This window comes from Pseudobacter ginsenosidimutans (assembly GCF_007970185.1).
Classification (GTDB): Bacteria; Bacteroidota; Bacteroidia; order Chitinophagales; family Chitinophagaceae; genus Pseudobacter; species Pseudobacter ginsenosidimutans.
Genome location: NZ_CP042431.1, coordinates 5,084,959 through 5,102,516, shown reverse-complemented (window position 1 = coordinate 5,102,516; position 17,558 = coordinate 5,084,959). Strand labels below are relative to the sequence as shown.

Annotated in this window: 16 protein-coding genes; 5 read left to right on the top strand and 11 right to left on the bottom strand. The window is 47.0% G+C overall.

What is annotated here, in order from left to right:
* Positions 1-36: 36 nt before the first annotated feature.
* Positions 37-798: a menaquinone biosynthetic enzyme MqnA/MqnD family protein gene (locus FSB84_RS20045; protein WP_225979835.1), complete on the bottom strand. Its 762-nt coding sequence runs from the start codon at positions 796-798 to the stop codon at positions 37-39.
* A 65-nt stretch (positions 799-863) separates the two neighbouring features.
* Here FSB84_RS20045 and purB point away from each other — a divergent pair, with 65 nt between their 5' ends.
* Positions 864-2,210: an adenylosuccinate lyase gene (purB, locus tag FSB84_RS20040; RefSeq protein ID WP_130539661.1), complete on the top strand. Its 1,347-nt coding sequence runs from the start codon at positions 864-866 to the stop codon at positions 2,208-2,210.
* Here purB and FSB84_RS20035 read toward each other — a convergent pair.
* Both FSB84_RS20035 and FSB84_RS20030 read right to left on the bottom strand, forming a co-directional pair.
* Positions 2,183-2,716: a GNAT family N-acetyltransferase gene (locus FSB84_RS20035; RefSeq protein WP_130539660.1), complete on the bottom strand. Its 534-nt coding sequence runs from the start codon at positions 2,714-2,716 to the stop codon at positions 2,183-2,185. The two genes, purB and FSB84_RS20035, sit on opposite strands and share 28 nt — an antisense overlap.
* Before the next feature lie 20 nt (positions 2,717-2,736).
* Entirely contained in the window at positions 2,737-4,335 is a 1,599-nt protein-coding gene (locus tag FSB84_RS20030) for a peptide chain release factor 3 (protein ID WP_130539659.1), read from the bottom strand.
* Between the two features lie 72 nt (positions 4,336-4,407).
* Here FSB84_RS20030 and FSB84_RS20025 point away from each other — a divergent pair, with 72 nt between their 5' ends.
* Positions 4,408-5,385, top strand: coding sequence for a YitT family protein (locus FSB84_RS20025; protein ID WP_130539658.1), 978 nt, complete (start codon positions 4,408-4,410; stop codon positions 5,383-5,385).
* A gap of 138 nt (positions 5,386-5,523) precedes the next feature.
* Here the strand turns inward: FSB84_RS20025 and FSB84_RS20020 are convergent, their stop codons facing one another.
* The 4 genes from FSB84_RS20020 to FSB84_RS20005 form a co-directional block, all read right to left on the bottom strand.
* Positions 5,524-5,925 carry a helix-turn-helix domain-containing protein gene (locus FSB84_RS20020; RefSeq protein WP_127127565.1) on the bottom strand — a complete coding sequence of 134 codons (402 nt, stop codon included), beginning with the start codon at positions 5,923-5,925 and terminating at the stop codon, positions 5,524-5,526.
* A gap of 775 nt (positions 5,926-6,700) precedes the next feature.
* The gene (locus tag FSB84_RS20015; RefSeq protein WP_147122284.1) at positions 6,701-8,605 is read right to left on the bottom strand and encodes a hypothetical protein; all 1,905 of its coding nucleotides are present in this window, start codon (positions 8,603-8,605) and stop codon (positions 6,701-6,703) included.
* Positions 8,606-8,748: 143 nt separating this feature from the next.
* A complete protein-coding gene (locus tag FSB84_RS20010; RefSeq protein WP_130539656.1) occupies positions 8,749-9,129 on the bottom strand; it encodes a hypothetical protein in 381 nt (126 codons plus the stop codon).
* Positions 9,130-9,234: 105 nt separating this feature from the next.
* Positions 9,235-10,104 (bottom strand): aldose 1-epimerase family protein, encoded by an 870-nt coding sequence (locus tag FSB84_RS20005; protein WP_130539655.1) that lies wholly within the window; start codon positions 10,102-10,104, stop codon positions 9,235-9,237.
* A gap of 100 nt (positions 10,105-10,204) precedes the next feature.
* Here FSB84_RS20005 and FSB84_RS20000 point away from each other — a divergent pair, with 100 nt between their 5' ends.
* From FSB84_RS20000 to FSB84_RS19990, 3 genes are all read left to right on the top strand, one after another.
* On the top strand, positions 10,205-11,458 hold the full coding sequence (locus FSB84_RS20000) for an ABC transporter permease (protein ID WP_130539654.1): 1,254 nt from the start codon (positions 10,205-10,207) through the stop codon (positions 11,456-11,458).
* A gap of 73 nt (positions 11,459-11,531) precedes the next feature.
* Positions 11,532-12,536: a tRNA (adenosine(37)-N6)-threonylcarbamoyltransferase complex transferase subunit TsaD gene (tsaD, locus tag FSB84_RS19995; protein WP_130539653.1), complete on the top strand. Its 1,005-nt coding sequence runs from the start codon at positions 11,532-11,534 to the stop codon at positions 12,534-12,536.
* A 41-nt stretch (positions 12,537-12,577) separates the two neighbouring features.
* A complete protein-coding gene (locus tag FSB84_RS19990; protein WP_130539652.1) occupies positions 12,578-13,291 on the top strand; it encodes a tRNA1(Val) (adenine(37)-N6)-methyltransferase in 714 nt (237 codons plus the stop codon).
* On the opposite strand, the gene FSB84_RS19985 is transcribed toward FSB84_RS19990, so the two are convergent.
* Genes FSB84_RS19985 through FSB84_RS19970 form a run of 4 tightly spaced genes read right to left on the bottom strand, consistent with a single transcriptional unit; the run spans position 13,254 to position 17,488 of the window.
* The gene (locus FSB84_RS19985; RefSeq protein WP_158644022.1) at positions 13,254-14,312 is read right to left on the bottom strand and encodes a glycosyltransferase; all 1,059 of its coding nucleotides are present in this window, start codon (positions 14,310-14,312) and stop codon (positions 13,254-13,256) included. The two genes, FSB84_RS19990 and FSB84_RS19985, sit on opposite strands and share 38 nt — an antisense overlap.
* A gap of 8 nt (positions 14,313-14,320) precedes the next feature.
* Complete coding sequence (locus FSB84_RS19980) at positions 14,321-15,337, bottom strand: glycosyltransferase family 2 protein (RefSeq protein ID WP_207234196.1); 1,017 nt, start codon at positions 15,335-15,337, stop codon at positions 14,321-14,323.
* Positions 15,338-15,350: 13 nt separating this feature from the next.
* Positions 15,351-16,619 carry an ABC transporter ATP-binding protein gene (locus FSB84_RS19975; protein ID WP_130539650.1) on the bottom strand — a complete coding sequence of 423 codons (1,269 nt, stop codon included), beginning with the start codon at positions 16,617-16,619 and terminating at the stop codon, positions 15,351-15,353.
* A gap of 5 nt (positions 16,620-16,624) precedes the next feature.
* Positions 16,625-17,488: an ABC transporter permease gene (locus FSB84_RS19970; RefSeq protein WP_207234195.1), complete on the bottom strand. Its 864-nt coding sequence runs from the start codon at positions 17,486-17,488 to the stop codon at positions 16,625-16,627.
* Between the last annotated feature and the right edge of the window lie 70 nt (positions 17,489-17,558).

Below are 17,558 nucleotides of genomic sequence, written 5' to 3'. Positions count from 1 at the left end.
CACTCGCCCGAAGACGAGCGACCTGGCACACACTGATTATTTTGCGGCTACTACCGGATTGAGCGTTCCGATCAGTTCCAGGAATTTCGACAATCCCTTTCTCTTGGCTTCATCCAGTTCGTAGCTGATATTTTTGGTATAATATTCATGCAGATCGTAAGTGGGATAAGGGTTGGCTGCCACCACTTCATCGATATGCTTCAGTCCTTCTGCATTGGCAGCATCAAAGGCTTTTACAAAATCTTCCGGCAATGGTTTGTTACTCACCCATGCGGCAAACACGAATGGCAATCCGGTATGGGCCATCCAGGCTTCTCCCAGATCATAGATATACTTGCTCTTGTGGCGCTGCTCCAGGGCTCTGTCGCCGATCACCACACCGGCAGTAGTTCCGCTGATGCGGCTGCGGTAATCATATTTCGTATCTGTGATCACCGGATCGATCTTCCAGTAATCACGCATCAGGATACGCGCCAGCGTTACCGAGGTACGGCTCTGATAGTCCAGCAACACTTCTTTTATTTCCTCTACAGGCACATCACTGAACAGGCAAACACTGGCCACGGGCTGCGTACAACCGATACAGTAATTGGTGTTGATAAAATACTCTTTCATTCGCGGGATCACCGCTACGGGAACCAGTCCCATATCAATTTCATCTTCCAGGAGCATACGGGCAATATTCGCCGGATATTCGGGTACGGGCTCAATTGCATCGATCACCGGTGAATGCTCGATACCAAACAATAATGGTTTGGTATTGAGATAATTCACGATTCCAACCTTAATCTTCTTCAATTGAATTAATTTTACGGCGCAAAGGTAAAGGAATATCCATTTTAACATCAACATTGTACCAGATCATGGAATTGAATACACTTACGGCCATTTCCCCTATTGACGGACGCTATCGCAACCAGGTGCAGCACCTCGACGAATACTTTTCTGAATTTGCACTGATGAAATACAGGGTGCTGGTTGAAGTGGAATACTTCCTGTTCCTGGGTGACAAGAAATTCTTCTCCCTGCCTATCGCGGTCAGAAGAGGCCTGCAGGCTGCTGCCGAGAATTTCAGTCTCGCAGATGCCCAGACCATCAAAGACACGGAGAAGATCACCAATCATGATGTGAAAGCCGTGGAATATTTCCTCAAAGAGAAACTGAAAGAACTGAAAGCAGAACATCTTTCAGAATGGGTCCACTTCGGATTGACTTCACAGGATATCAACAATACAGCTGTTCCGCTCTCCTGGAAACAGGCCGTGGAATTCGAATATCTTCCTGCAATGCTTAACCTCAATAAACAACTGGAGATCCTCGCAGATGAATGGCGCGATATCCCGATGCTGGCCCGCACACATGGACAACCAGCCTCTCCCACCCGCCTTGGCAAAGAGATCCAGGTGTTCATCGAGCGCCTCAGCAACCAGATCCAGCATTGCATTGAGATCCCCGTTAGCGCCAAGTTCGGCGGAGCTACAGGTAACTTCAATGCACACACGGTGGCCTTCCCCAAAAAGAACTGGGTGAGCCTCGGTAACGATTTCGTGGAAGGTGTACTGGGACTGAGCCGCCAGCAATTCACCACGCAGATCGAACATTACGATAACCTCGCTGCCCATTTCGACAGCATGAAACGCATCAATACCATCCTGATGGACTTCAGCCGCGATATGTGGACCTATATCTCCATGGACTATTTCAAGCAGCGCACCAAAAAAGGCGAGATCGGTTCATCAGCCATGCCGCATAAAGTGAATCCGATCGACTTTGAAAATGCTGAAGGCAATCTCGGCATCGCGAATGCGCTCCTGGAGCACCTGGCAGCCAAACTGCCCATCAGCCGCCTCCAGCGCGATCTTACGGACTCCACCGTATTGCGCAATATCGGCGTGCCTTTCGCTCATATCATCCTGGCTACCCGCAGCATCGAGAAAGGACTGGCCAAACTGGTATTGAACGATGAAAAGATCTATGACGATCTCGATAATAACTGGGCAGTAGTGGCCGAGGCTATTCAAACCATCCTGCGCCGCGAGAACTACCCCAAACCTTACGAGGCACTCAAGGAACTGACCCGTGGCAAACAGGGCATCAATAAGCAAACCCTCCATCAGTTCATCGATAAATTAAAAGTTCCGGTAACTGTGCGTAAAGAGTTGAAGAAGATCACTCCGCACAACTATACTGGCGTGAACCCCGACTTCTGAGCAAAGATGGTTCGCCACCAGAGCATATCCCCTTTCTGATCATATTGTTCAAAGCCGTTCTTCTGCAATACGCGGATAGATGCGGTATTGGTTTTGGCAGTTTCTGCCAGAACAGTGGATATGTCCTGCCGTTTGGAAGACCAGGCGATGACCGCAGCCACGGCTTCAGTCATGAAGCCCTTATTGCGCGCACCTTCCACCGTGCCATAACCGATTTCCACAACACCGGCGGGATTGGGCACACCTTTGAAGCCCATTTCGGCTACCACAAGCCTTGTATTCTTTTCAATAACGAGCCAGAAAGTAAAGAAGAGGAAATGATCTTCCGGCGCTTTGCGCATACACGGCAACGTGATAGAGTTCACATAGCGTCTCACATCCGTGTGCACACTGCGGTTGGTGAGCGTAAGCCCCTGTTCCAGTTCAAATAGATTATTGCCCTGCAGGTAGAGTTCCAGCGCAGGTACATTGAGCGGGAGGATATGTAGTCTTGCGGTTTCGAGCATCCTCCCTCAAAATACAAACCTTATACCGTTTCCTTATGGATTTCTGATGTAAAGTGGAATTCGATATCCGGGTTATTGGTTCGTTCTGTATTCAAAAACCACTCACTCTGAGCGAGATAGACGAGGTGACCGTCTTTATCGGTTGCAATATTATTGCTCTTGAAGCGGGTGAATTCGTCCAGCTTTTTGGGATCGGCGCTGGTGATCCAGCAGGCTTTATAGAAAGGTTGTGAGCGGAACTCAACACTGGCGCCGTACTCCTGTAAAAGGCGGTACTGGATCACTTCGAATTGCAGTTCTCCCACACAACCGATGATCTTCTTATTGCCACCGAACTGGGTGAAAAGTTGTGCAACGCCTTCATCAGTAAGCTGCAAAAGACCTTTCTCCAATTGCTTGGTTTTCATTGGGTCTTTGTTCACTACTTCCTTAAAGATCTCAGGAGAGAAAGAAGGAATTCCGGTAAAATAGAAATTGGCTCCTTCAGTGAGGGTATCCCCGATCTTGAAGTTGCCGGTATCGAAGAGACCAACCACATCGCCGGGGAATGCTTCATCGATCACATCTTTGTCGCGCGCGAGGAAGGTGTAAGGATTGCTGAAGCGAACGTCTTTGTCGAGACGCACGTGGTGGAAATATTTGTTACGCTCGAACCTGCCGGAGCAAACGCGGAGGAAAGCGATCCGGTCGCGGTGCTTGGGATCCAGGTTGGCGTGGATCTTAAAGATGAAGCCGGAGAATTTATCTTCATCCGGACACACTTCGCGAACGGAAGTCTGTCTGCAGCGCGGAATGGGTGCGATGCGGATGAAGGTGTCCAGCATTTCGCGTACACCGAAATTGTTGATGGCAGAGCCGAAGAAAACCGGCGATACTTTACCGGCGAGATAATCGGTCACATTCAGCTCTCCGTTCACGCCGTCTACCAGTTCCACATCTTCACGTAAAAGATTGGCATCTTTTTCACCAAGTTTGACGTCAAGCACTGCATCGCTCAGGTTGTTGATCTCGAGGCTATCTTCGTCATCAGAAGCTTTGGTGTTGGCGGTGAAAAGAACAAGGTTTTTATCGTGCAGGTTGTATACACCTTTGAAGTCCTTGCCGCTGTTGATGGGCCAGGTCATGGGGTGTAATGATATCTTCAGTTCATTTTCGATCTCTTCGAGAAGGTCGAACCGGTGTTTTCCGTCGCGGTCCATTTTGTTGATGAACACGATCACTGGAGTATCGCGCATGCGGCATACTTCCATGAGGCGGCGGGTCTGGTCTTCCACCCCGTTCACGGAGTCCACCACCAGGATAACGCTGTCCACTGCAGTGAGTGTGCGGTAGGTATCTTCGGCGAAGTCCTTGTGACCTGGAGTATCAAGGAGGTTCACGAGGATGCCTTTGTACTCGAAGCTCATCACCGAGGTGGCAACGGAGATACCACGCTGGCGTTCGATCTCCATGAAGTCAGATGTAGCGTGCTTCTTGATCTTATTGCTCTTTACCGCACCGGCTGTCTGGATGGCGCCACCGAACAGGAGGAATTTCTCCGTAAGGGTTGTTTTACCGGCATCCGGGTGGGAAATGATCGCAAAAGTTCTTCTTTTCTGTATTTCTGCATTGTACTTCATGAAGGGATCGCTTTTAGGAAAAACGCCCGCAAAGGTACATTAATCCTTCCTCAATTTGTACTTTTATGATGCATGCGTTACAGACTTCGCCAATTCATTGTCAACAACTTCCTCCGGCAACGGAAAGACAACGGATCGTCCTATTCCCCAAGTCCTTATAAGATGGCGAAAAGCCTCTACCAGTTACGGAGAGCCGTATTGCAGAACTCGAAGGATGCGGTTTTGATCATTATCGGGATACTGAGTGCGGGGTTTGGATTGAAGAGCTTTTTGCTGCCCGTGAAATTCATTGATGGCGGCGCCACCGGTATTTCCCTGCTGACCAGCGCCCTGCTCGGCTGGCCATTGGCGTTAATGATCGTGCTGATCAACCTGCCGTTTATTTTGATCGGATATAGACTGATCGGGAAAGGGTTTACAGTAAAAGCGATCCTGGCCATTGCGGGATTGTCTATTTGTCTGGCCGTTGTAGACTACCCTATCGTTACTTCAGATAAATTGCTGGTGGCGGTGTTTGGCGGCTTCTTCTTAGGCGCAGGGATCGGTTTTGCCGTGAGAGGCGGTGGCGTATTGGACGGTACGGAGATCCTGGCGATCTATCTCAGCCGGAAACTGGGCACTACCATCGGGGATGTGATCATGATGATCAACGTGCTGATCTTTGCCACGGCTGCGTATTTTTTAGGGATCGATAACGCGCTTTACTCCATGCTCACTTATCTGGCTGCATCAAAAACAGTAGACTTTTTGATTGAGGGTATTGAAGAGTATACAGGTGTTACTATTATTTCTCCGAAGAGTGAAGAGATCAGCCGGGTGATAACGGAAAAGCTTGGACGAGGAATTACTGTGTACAAGGGCGCCGGCGGTTATGGGAAGAGAGGGTATGTGCAGGAGGATCAGCATATCGTTTTTACAGTGATCACGAGGCTGGAAATTTCAAAACTCAAACATGAAATAGAGATGGTGGACCCGCATGCGTTTGTGGTAATGCATAGTATCAAGGATACGCGGGGCGGGATGATCAAGAAGCGGCCATTGAAGCATTAGGGTTTTTAACGGCCAAAAACGAATTATATAATCTACCGTCAACCTACTATCCATATTCTCAAAGGATTTTCTAAGCCCGAGCAGCCATAGGGAATTGAAAAAGTAACTTCCCCCACTGTCAACTGAAACTGGAACAAACTATTTCAGCTTATCCAAAACAGCAATCAACTTCTCATTTAGTGAAGTAACACTCTGAATCAAAGTCAGCATCATTTTGGTTTGCTCGTCTGTCATAGACTGCACATTATTGTAATATCCACCATTTGCACCAGAAGAATTAGGTGAATTATTACCACTATCGATGAAAGTTATGCCTTGTGAAGAAAGCAAACTTACCGGATCTACTTTATGAAACTCAGCCACCCTCTGAATTATATCAACAGTGATCTTACTTTCTCCGCGTTCATACTTGGTATAGGCCGACTCACTGATCCCCAGATAATCTGCCACTTCCTGGGCTTTCTTATCACGGATTTTCCGGTTTATGTACATGTTCCTTCCTACTGCCTTATTTTCCAACACAGAGAATTCTTGTTCCATATAACAGAGGTTTGAATTTGAAGTCAATTATCAAGTTTTGATGGCACTATACTATTCAAATATAAATAATCCTAGAAAGCTCTTAAAAAAAGATTGCAGATAAATTGATTACGGATATACGTATGCGTAAGTGACGCAGTCTTAAATTTCATTCAGGGATACTCTGCAATAGCCTTCCTTCAAAAACAAACCTGGAATAATTACGAGGACAAAAAAACAAAGAAAGAGCCTGATTCAACATGTCGCTTCGCAATAATAATGTACCCTTATTCAAAACAATAATCGCATAATATGCAGCAGGCAGAAATCCTAGCAACAGATATTAACCTATCCATGGACTACACCCTATACCCTTCCAGGCACCCTCGCATACCTCCTTCATACCTCCGACAGCAACTAAACAGCAATCAGACAGCAATTAAAGTACAACCAAGCACCAACCAGACACTTACAATCAATTGAAAATCAATAAAATACGTAAAAATAAGTCAGCTTTCATCATTCAAGCATCTGAGTACCAACCTTATGCGCGTATCATCTCAATATACATTTCCGGTTTTTCAACAACCCCAAACCCTCTTTCAGTACTTTCTTACTACCGTCTCAGTACTATCTCAGTACTCTCCCCGTTTAAAAACCCATGTTTTCACTACTATCACTCTACTATTTCACTACTGGCTAAGGCTAACGTAACGCTTCTCTCACGCTCTTTTCATGCATTTTAAACGAAACCTGACGCTACTGTAACACATCTTTCACGAGAAACCAGCCCCACCTACATCTTCTTCAACTTGATATTACTGATGTAATACACATTCTTCTCATTCACTTCAAAGTTGATCTTCTTCAACTCCATTCCTGCACTGAAAGCTGTTGCACAATCATACACCTTATTGTTATTGCTGAGAACAGTTATAGATTCTCCTTTCTTTCTCATAGTGATCCTTACCTGATTTACCGGCTTGCTTCCCGTAAAATCCGGAACAGAATAATAATTGCCTAATTTACAAGCCGAGCCACCTAACATGAGCATGATCCAGCCTGCTGCATCTTTCCTGTTCATATCTCCCGGTGATACATCCACGGAGTATTTCTTTTCTGACTGACCAGCAGAGAACATAAGCTGCAATTGCATACCCGGCGTACCCCAGGGCACATCGCCTTTATGCACCAGCAGATCATAACTGATCTCAAAATCGCCACTCACCGGAGTGAACGTCTTCGGACTTGCATTCCTTTTCAGCTTCAGCCATTTGCCCGGCATATCTTTCAATTCTGTTACAGACACCATCCCTCCTGTTCCATAACTCCGTTCTGTATTCCAGTGGGGCGGAGCAGCGCCTGAAGGCACAGCAGAGAAATCTTCAAAGAATGCTATCGATCTATCATTTGCATTTTTTTTTGCTTCATCAGACAGCTCAGTGGCAGACTGGCTATTCGCTTTTTCTTCGTTACTCACAAAAGCGAGGGGCTTGTAAGGCTCTATCACTTTATCCTTCCCAAAGAAATAATTGTATACATAATCATAATTGAAGCGGTTCACAAAATTATCCATCAATTCTATATTACCTGCATCCGACTGATTGATCACTGCATCCATTCGGAAGATGATCCATTGCGGCCCGCTTGTGGCGCAGGACTGCTTCACTCCTTTTTTCAGTCGAAGCAACGGCCAGTTGACCGCAGTATAGTCCCTGTTCTTCTTTGTTTCAGCTTCGGTAGACAACCAGTATACATTCTTGCCCGGCTCCAGGTTGGCAAGATCAATCACATCGATCGGAGTATTGAGACTTGCGAGGTACGCATAATCATTCAGGTTATTTTTATAGTTGTCTTTGAGGATCTGAATGCCGCGTTTGGCTTTTTCCAGCATATTCTCCATTTTGCGGTCCTGGTTCATTGCCACCTTATACATATAAGGTAACCGATTTTCCAGTTTGCTGATGAGCTCATTGATAGTAACCTGCTCGAAGGGCAGCGGGCTGCCGTCTTTTGTCATGATCACTGCATAGAAAGCGCCATTACCTGATAATGACTGTCCGGGAATCAGGTAATGCTCATACTTTTTCAGGTTAGGGCTATTGGAAAAGTTCCGGTAGCTGGCCATATTTTCATTATGATCTTTATCGAATTCCCCTTTCATCCCGATGTTGTATTTGGGCATCACACAATAATATTCATCAGCTGTTGAAAGAAAGATCATCTGCCTGCTGATCAGCTCTACATTGTTAGCCAGGATATCCACATTGATGTTGGACAAATTACCGTACATGGGCCAGAACTTCTTTGTACTTGTTTTAACGAGGTTGTGGTGGAATCTCACGAAAGCGCCGTAGGTATTGGGCAATGCCTTCTTGTTTTCTTTCTCCGGTTCACCGGGAAGTGGCGGAGGCGGCGCCAGCAGCGTCAGTTTGGGTTCGCCGAGCAATCCCTTGCAGGTGAAGGTCTGCTGCATCCAGGTGATGATCTTCTGGGTTACATCCGTTTGATTGGCGGGGTAAGTCCAGCCATGTTGTGCAAATGGTTTTGAAGGCTCTTTGAATGTCAGTTTTGTCATCCAGCCGACATCAACATTCTCCACATCCTTACGATCATACCAGCCACGTGAATTGGTGGCTGTGCAAAAACGGGCAATGAAATAATCACAGACAAAAAGGAAATGCAGAGTATTGTTTTCCACTTTTTCATATTATACTTTTTGAAGATCCACCGGGTAATTGGTATACCGGGTGAATCAGGTATAAAGAAAAAGAGGAAATCGCGGCGGGCGATCACCCGAAACAGTGATTTATAGAAGAATGAAAAAGTGAATAAATATAATGATCAGCTCAGCTGCACTTTCTTCACTCCTGCCCTTTTAGTGAATTTGTAGATCGGGCGGCCGTCGATCAGCACTTCTGAAATATCATACACGATATTATCGTTCTTATAGTCGAGCTCCAGCTCCTCGAAGAGCGACCTGGCATTCAGGTAAAAATATTCGCCGGCCTTGATGATCTTGAAAGTGTCTTCCATAGCCATGGAAGAGATGATCACGTAGAGTGTTTTGTCTTCCGGGTTCTCTTCATCAAAAGCGATCCTGGCTCCTTTTCCTGCGGCCAGTTCCATCTTTTTTGCAGCATCGGCGCTGAATCCGAGTTTTCCGTTCTTGTGCGCGGTGGCTTTAAGGGTTTTTGCTGCTTCGCGGGGGTCAAAAAATTTCAACTTCATAGTTTACCATTCGGTTCTATCCAATCTCCATCTCTCTGCTCTCTGGTCCCAATTTATCAATTTCAGGTTTATATCATTCCATTTTTTTACTGTATCCGATCAGAATACGGTTACCGTCCATGTTCTTACAAAACTTTCTCCTGCTTCCAGCTTGTTGATCCCTTCTTTCTCTTCCCATAACTGCATCGTATCAACGCTGTCGGCAATACCACACCAGGGCTCGATGCAAAGGAAATCGGCGCCGGGCGCCGCCCACAATCCCAGGAAGGGGAATCCGGGGAAGTCCATATTGAGACCATGTTCTGTTTTGCGGCTCAGCAAAGAGATCCTGGAAGAGTTGAGATTCTTCAGCACCAGTGCATCCTGCGCAAACAATCCCTTGTTCAAAGGCAGTTGCTTTGTATCGTTCAGCAATGGAATGGACGAGGTTTTGAGCAGTCCGGCTTCAGCGATAGGCCAGCGGCCTGTGGTTTCGGCCTGATCGAATTCCAGGTAATAATCGTCGTACACTGTATCCGCCACCAGTGGCAATGCAAAGGCGGGATGGCCACCCACGGAGAAATACATCGTTTCCTTACCTGTATTCACCACCTCATAAGTAACGGCAATGCTGCTGTCAACAATAGTATAACCGATCCTGAAATCGAATGGGAAAGGGAATACTTTCAAAGTCTCTTCACTCTGTTTCAACAGGAACACGATCTTGTCAAATGCCTGCGATTCCACGGCAAACTGATGGTCGCGGGCAAACCCATGCCGCCCCAACTGGTAGGGCTGTTCTTTGTAATAGTAAGTGTTATCCTTTAGTGTGCCCACGATCGGGAAGAGGACGGGCGAGAATTTCCCCCAAACGGCGGGATCGCCTTTCCACATATATTCTATGCCGGATTCTTTCTGCAACAGGCTCTGCAGTTCAGCGCCTTTCGGATGGATGCTGGCTTTCAGCAGGTGACTTTCGATCGTAAACATACAGCAAGTTAATAAAAAGGCTTATCAGCCGGAATGACCATTGAAATAAATCAGCGGGTGCTGCGACAAATACCCGGGAACAATCACTTAAATTTGGAATATGCGTCGTATCATCGAAATTCTCGGCAGCAGCCTCAACCTCACCTGGCAGGAGTTCAAATCGCACAAGCTGCGTACCCTGCTCTCCCTTTCCGGCGTCGGTTTCGGCATCCTCTGTATCATTGGCGTGCTCGCCACCGTGAACAGCCTGGAATATGCAGTGCAACAGGATATCAAGGCGCTTGGCTCCAATTCCATTTATATCGACAAATGGGACTACTCGGGAGACGATAATGCGCCCTGGTGGAAATACATGAACCGCCCAGCCCCTAAATACAGAGAGGTAGAGCTCCTGAAACAAAAGGTGCCTGCAATCGGATACATTGCTTACACCAATAATATCAGTTCTCCCATCGAATACAATGGCAGCGTTCTCACCGGTCTAAATTATTATGGGATCACCGAGGACTTCGACAAACTGCAACCCATTGAAGTAGGAATTGGCCGCTATTTCCTGCAGTCTGAATTTGACCAGGGCACTGGCGCCATCATCCTTGGTTATATGGTGGCTGAAAACCTTTTCGGTTCAGATGTAAAAAAAGGATTGGGGCAGGAACTGAAACTGAAGGACGGCAAGAAAGCAGTGGTGGTAGGGATCCTGAAGAAGAAAGGAAAAAGTATACTGGGAGGATGGGACTACGACAATAACGTGCTTATCACCCGCAATTTCATGAAGCAGATGACCAAAGAAGATTGGGCCGGGCCATCTATCCTCGTCACCGGAAAACCAGATGTTCCGCTCGAGCAACTGAAAGATGAGTTACTTGGCGCCATGCGCTCCATCCGCAAACTGAAACCCACTCAGGAAGACAATTTCACACTTAATGATATCAATACCTTCGCCAATTTCGCTTCCAGCATCTTCGACGGTGTGAACAAAGGCGGTTGGGCCATTGCCACTTTAAGTCTGATCGTTGGCATGTTTGGTGTGGCGAATATCATGTTCGTGACGGTCCGCGAACGCACTTCGCAGATCGGTCTAAAAAAAGCCATCGGCGCGAAGCGCATTACCATCATGACGGAATTCCTGCTGGAATCCTCTTTCCTCTGCATCATGGGAGGGATGTTAGGATTGCTGATAGTGGTCATACTCACATTCGTGCTCTCGGCCATCTTTGGGTTTACCGTGTTCATTGCGCCCGGCATCATCATGCTGGCCATTTCTATTTGTATTGTGGTAGGCGTGCTGGCAGGGATCATTCCCGCTTCCATTGCCGCCAGGATGGACCCGGTGGTGGCGATACGCTCGAAATAATCCCGCAGTATCCTCCCTCGCCTCCCGGCGAGTGACGGACAAAACTCCGAGAATACTTACCTTTGCCGCGATTATGAGCGTTACCATTCTTGCAATTGAATCCTCCTGCGACGAAACATCGGCCGCAGTTTGTGCAGACGGAAAGATCCTCTCAAACTTCATTGCCAGCCAGGCCGTGCATGAGCAATACGGAGGCGTAGTGCCCGAGCTCGCATCCCGCGCACATATGCAGAATATCGTGCCGGTAGTGGACAAGGCACTGAAGGAAGCAGGCAAACAATTATCAGATCTCGATGCCATCGCCTTCACACAGGCGCCTGGCCTGATCGGCAGCCTGCTGGTAGGAGCACAGTTCGCCAAATCACTGAGCCTGGCCTTGAACAAGCCACTCATCGCCGTTCACCATATGCAGGCGCATGTGCTCGCCAATCTCATAGACGATCCGAAACCATCGTTCCCCTTCCTTTGCCTCACCGTCAGCGGAGGACATACGCAGATCGTGCAATGCGATAGCCCGCACCAGCTGCGCATCATCGGCGAAACCATCGACGATGCCGCAGGCGAAGCATTCGACAAATCAGCCAAATTACTCGGACTGCCCTACCCCGGCGGCCCATTGATAGATAAATACGCCAAAACAGGCAAGCCCGATCGTTTCAAATTCCCCGAGCCACAAATACCCGGACTGGATTTCAGCTTCAGCGGACTCAAAACCGCCATCCTGTATTTCCTCCAGGAGAACACAAAGACCAACCCCAATTTTGTGGAAGAGAACCTGGCAGATATCTGCGCTTCCATTCAGCATCGGATCATCAGCATCCTGATGAACAAACTGAAGAAGGCCACCATCGAAACAGGCATCAAAGATGTTTGTATCGCAGGCGGCGTATCAGCCAACAGCGGTCTCAGGACCGCACTCAAAGAAACCGGCGATAAAATGAAATGGAACACATTCATTCCCGCATTCCAATATTGTACAGACAATGCCGGGATGATCGCCATCACAGCGTATTACAAATTCCTGGCAGGAGAATATACCCCTCTTACTGCCAGCCCCTCCGCCAAAGCCGAATGGTAACCTAAACCAGTAACCGAATTTGTATAACTCAAAAACTGCAAATGGCCAACGGCTACTTTCAATTCAAACAGTTTACCGTTCACCAGGACCAGTGCGCCATGAAAGTGTGCACAGATGCCTGCATCTTCGGCGCATGGTTTGCCGCCAAGACCGCCGACTACACTACAGTGCTTGACATCGGCGCAGGAACGGGACTGCTCTCTCTGATGCTTGCCCAGAAATCGAATTCAGAGATCCACGGCATCGAACTGGACCTCGGCGCATTCAAGCAACTGAAAGAAAACATCCAGCAAAGCATCTGGAAAGAACGTATCAGGGTATTTCCCGGAGATGCCCGCACCTACGCCTTCCCCATCAAATACGATTTCATCATCACCAATCCGCCCTTCTTTGAAAATGATCTGCCATCGTCTTCGGAAGAAGAGCAGATCGCCAAACACAGCAAACAATTATCGCTGGAAGAACTGATCGGCGTGATCAGCCGCAGCCTGGAGCCACACGGAGGCTTCGGGATCTTGCTGCCCTATCACAGATGGGAATACTTCAATAAACTGGCAACAGAAAATGGATTCTCACTGGTAGAGAATCTGCTGGTGAAACAAACACCAAAGCATGATTTCTTCAGAAGTATTTTACATTATTCCAGGACCAATGATCAGTTCAATCCAACATTTGAATTGACGATAAAAGGAGAAGATGGAAATTACACGGAAGAATTTACTGAGCTGCTGAAGGATTACTATTTGTATTTGTAGCGATGGGGTTTCTTTGTTTTACTTTTCGCAACAATTCATTTTGTAAGGATACTGCTTTGCTAAAATTGTTTTCGAACAACGAGATCCGGCCATAGGACCTTAAACGCTGTATGAGCAGTGTATACTGGAGCTTGCGCAATTCACGGTCGTCTGTCTGCTTACTGGCAATAGGTTTTGTAATGAGCAATACGCCCATTTTTCTCATATGATACCAGAAGCTTTTGAATAGCTCCCAACGAAATCTGAAGATGGATTTGTTTTTTGTTTTCAGTAAGATCTTATATGGTTCCAATACAGAAAAACAATGAGCGCTTTCTTCAATATAGGTCAGATAATAAGGGAGTGTAAGCCTGTTGGCAGTGATATAATGATCAAAGCGCAGTTTATCTTCATACCAGATCTTATAGCCTGCCAATGCCAGTACATAACACAGTTCATGATCGCCGCCAGAACTTAAGCTCATGCCCTGGCGATCCGTCAATGCAGGAACAAAGCCTCCGGCGCAAATCTTTTCATAAGCAGATTTTCTCAGCACTGCACCTGCGCCATAAACGATCTGGTTGTTCACTTTTCCACTTTTACTGGCCTGCTCTCCACCTGCATAGAGATTGCAGGATAATAACCAGGCGGGCGCTGGTTCTTCAAAAACAAAATTGCCATTACCTCCCAATATGCCAATCTCAGGCTGGCTTTCCATCACGGCAAAGGCGGTCTGTACATAATCCGGGGCCAGCCAGTTATCATCATCACAAAGAATGATATATTCATGCTGCGCCGCACAAAAACCTGTTTCCCGCGCAAAAGTTAGTCCCGGCCTCGTTTCCGTGATAACACGGAGGCTGATGGCTGTATCATATTGTTGCCATTCTTTCTTAATCACCTCCAGACTATTATCCGTAGAAGCATTGTTGACCACCAGCAACTCACAACCCAAACCGGCAGGGATTTGCTGTGCAGCGATAAAACGAAGCGTCACCGGCAGTCGTTCAGCCCCATTATACGTGCAAACAAGAATGGTCATACCTGCCTTCATACAGTTTGTGCTTTATTGCGTCGGGGAATGAATGATGTAATATTCAACGCCATCTTGGTATACAGTTTTGAGATCTTCCAATACATCAGCCAGTCGCGGTGCATACGCAATGCTTCCCGCACCTGCACCTTCACTCCCTGGCGGTTTCTCAGTCCATACCAAAGATCATTGGCAATCTTGATACCATAATGCGCATAGAATTTCATAGACTGCTCCAGTATCCTTTCTTTCTCCGTTTCCGGAAGATATTGCTGAATGGTTTGCATTACCCACTGAAGGTCTTTCAGGTTCTTGGCAGTAGCATATGATCTGCCGGAAATGGAGGCCAAGTGTAACCGGTATGAAGCCAGTGTCTGCGGTGTATAGGCAACGGGATAGTCACGGGCAATCCTTACCCACATTTCCCAGTCTTCTCCATAATCAACACCAAAAAATGCGCCCAGCTTTTCATATACTTCCCTTTTCACTGTAATGGTGCAAAACTGCAGCCTTTGCCGGCCAGCCAGCAGCAGCAGGGCATCCTGCAGGATACCTGCTTCTTTCATTTCCGCATCACGAAAATATAAGCGCTTACTGCTTTCCCCAATGTATTCATAGCGGCAAAAAGCAGCGCCTGCCTGCGGATAGTTTTCAAACAGTTCATCCATTGCCTGGTAATAACCCGGCTTTATGAGATCGTCGCCGTGTAATAAATGGATAAAGTGCCCTTTGGCCCTGTTGATACAGGTTTCGAAATTCCGAAGACTTCCTTTGTTTTCTGATTGCCTGAAATAAGCAATCCTTCCTTTGCCCACATTTCTTACCAATGCTTCCACATCCGCATCGGTACTATGATCATCCACTACTTCTATTTGCATATCATCCGGAAGCAACGCCTGTGCAAGTACTGCTTCCAATGTTTCCACCAGGAATCCGGCGCAGTTGAATGCAGGGATCATCACAGACCAGCGGGGTCTGCGTACACCGTCGGAAACCGGTGCTATGAATGGAGGGGATAACGGAATTCTATCCAAACTAATTTGCTGTTTATGGAATTGCCTGTTTTATCGACGGTTCAAACCTGAATGGAAATTGCGGACGCACAGCCCCTTTCCATTTACCAAACCAGGTGGTATTTTCACGAAAATCAGCCACTTCAAAATGAAGCGCTCCTTCATAATAGAATAATGGAATGGATGTGTCCTGAACAATGATGAGTGAAAGATAATACGCTCCATCATTAAGGAAGTTGCCCGGGATCTGGCACTCCCCCTGAATTGCACCTTCGCTGCACAATACAGGAAGCGAAGCTACATCGAAAATACATTCACCGGCATAATTGAATAAGTGCAGTCCGGCATTCAGCAATGCATTATCCTGCTGATTTCGGATGGTGAACTTTACAGTCAGCGGCGTTCTGATGTCTATCACACTTTTTGCAGACAGCAGCTGAGGCACCAGCTCCATCGACAGGATACGCACATATTCATTTCCCGGTGCTTCTTTGGTTTCACCCCATGCCACATGCAGCTTATTCTGCTGTAAACTGCCAATGTATTTTTCTACAACATCACTGGTATCGCCCATTGCCATCATTGCTCCCTGTTGCAACCAGATTGCTTTGCGGCAAAGATGGCTCACCGCCTGCATATTGTGACTGACAAATAAGATCGTTCGCTGGCTGTCTTTGGCCACTTCCTGCATTTTATCAAGGCATCTCTTCTGAAATTCGATATCTCCCACAGCCAGTACTTCATCCATAATAAGGATATCCGCATTAAGATGTGCAGCCACTGCAAAAGCCAGCCTCACATACATGCCCGACGAATAACGCTTTACCGGCGTATCAATGAATTTTTCAAGCCCCGAGAAAGCAACGATCTCATCAAACTGGCGCAGCACTTGTGCTTTAGTCATACCCAACAGGGATCCACTAATATAGATATTCTCTCGGCCAGAAAGTTCCGGATGAAATCCTGTACCTACTTCCAGCAGGCTACCAACAGTCCCTCTCCCTCTTACAAAACCGGAACTTGGTTGAATAATGCGTGAGATGATCTTGAGCAAAGTTGATTTCCCTGCGCCATTGGGTCCAACAATTCCCCATGTTTCCCCCTGCCTGACCTGGAAGCTGATATCCTTCAGGGCCATGAACTGATCTGCGGCCAGCTTATCTTCATGGAAGAAAGCATTGTTCTTCTGCCCCATGGTTTTGTTTATCCAGCGTTTTACATCCTGCCGGAAAGAACCTGTACCAATGGCGCCGAGCCTGTAGATCTTGGAAACACCAGCCGCTTCAATTACAATCTTGCTCATATCGGTTATGCAATGTCTATAAGCCTGATGGCCTGTTTATTGAACCATATCAGGGCTATAAAGAAAGTGATGATGATGAATACTGCACTGTAAAGTAATTGCCACATCGAAAATATTCCCTGGCCCAATAGGGCATACCGGAATACTTCGAATAATGCGGATAGTGGATTTATATGCACAATCCAGCGAATGCCGGAAGGTAGAGAGGAAATTGGATAGATAACAGGCGTTACAAACATAAACAACCTGACGCCCAGGTGAACGATATTGCCAAGGTCGCGATACCTGGCAGTGAGGATACAAAAAATAAGGCCGAGCGCCAATGCAAATAGAGCAGTCAGTAAAATAGACAGCGGCAATACCAGCAACCAGAAATTCCAGGAGAAGTTGAAGTCCCGGAATACTGCATAGAAAGCCAAAACCGCCACCAGCAAAACAAACTGTATACAAAACCGGAGCAGATGGGTTCCTGCCACGGAAAAAGGAATTATAAGTCTGGGGAAATAAACTTTGGTGTAAAGCGAGCTGTAATGAGTAAAGATGAAAGCGGTGCCAGTGAAGAGATCGCTGAACAATCCCCATAACAAAATGCCGCAGAGGAAGAATAACACGGGCGGTGATGCGCCGGTATCGATCCCTATCCACCTGCTGAATACCATCACATAAACCACAAGCGTAAAGAGAGGTTGCAATACAACCCAGAGCGGTCCCAGTAATGTCTGCTGGTAATTGATCAGAAAATCACGCCTGATGAACCTGAAAAGCAGGTACCTGTAGGCCCATAATTCTTTTACCGGCCAGTTGCGCCAACTGCTACGGTTACTGATCTCCCAGTCCCAGGGTTCGTTTCTGTCTGCTGCGAGCGACATTTGCAACGATTAAGGATTAAAGATACTGAAGGATTCAATATTAAAGTGTGGAGAAGGCGCAGCATGCTTA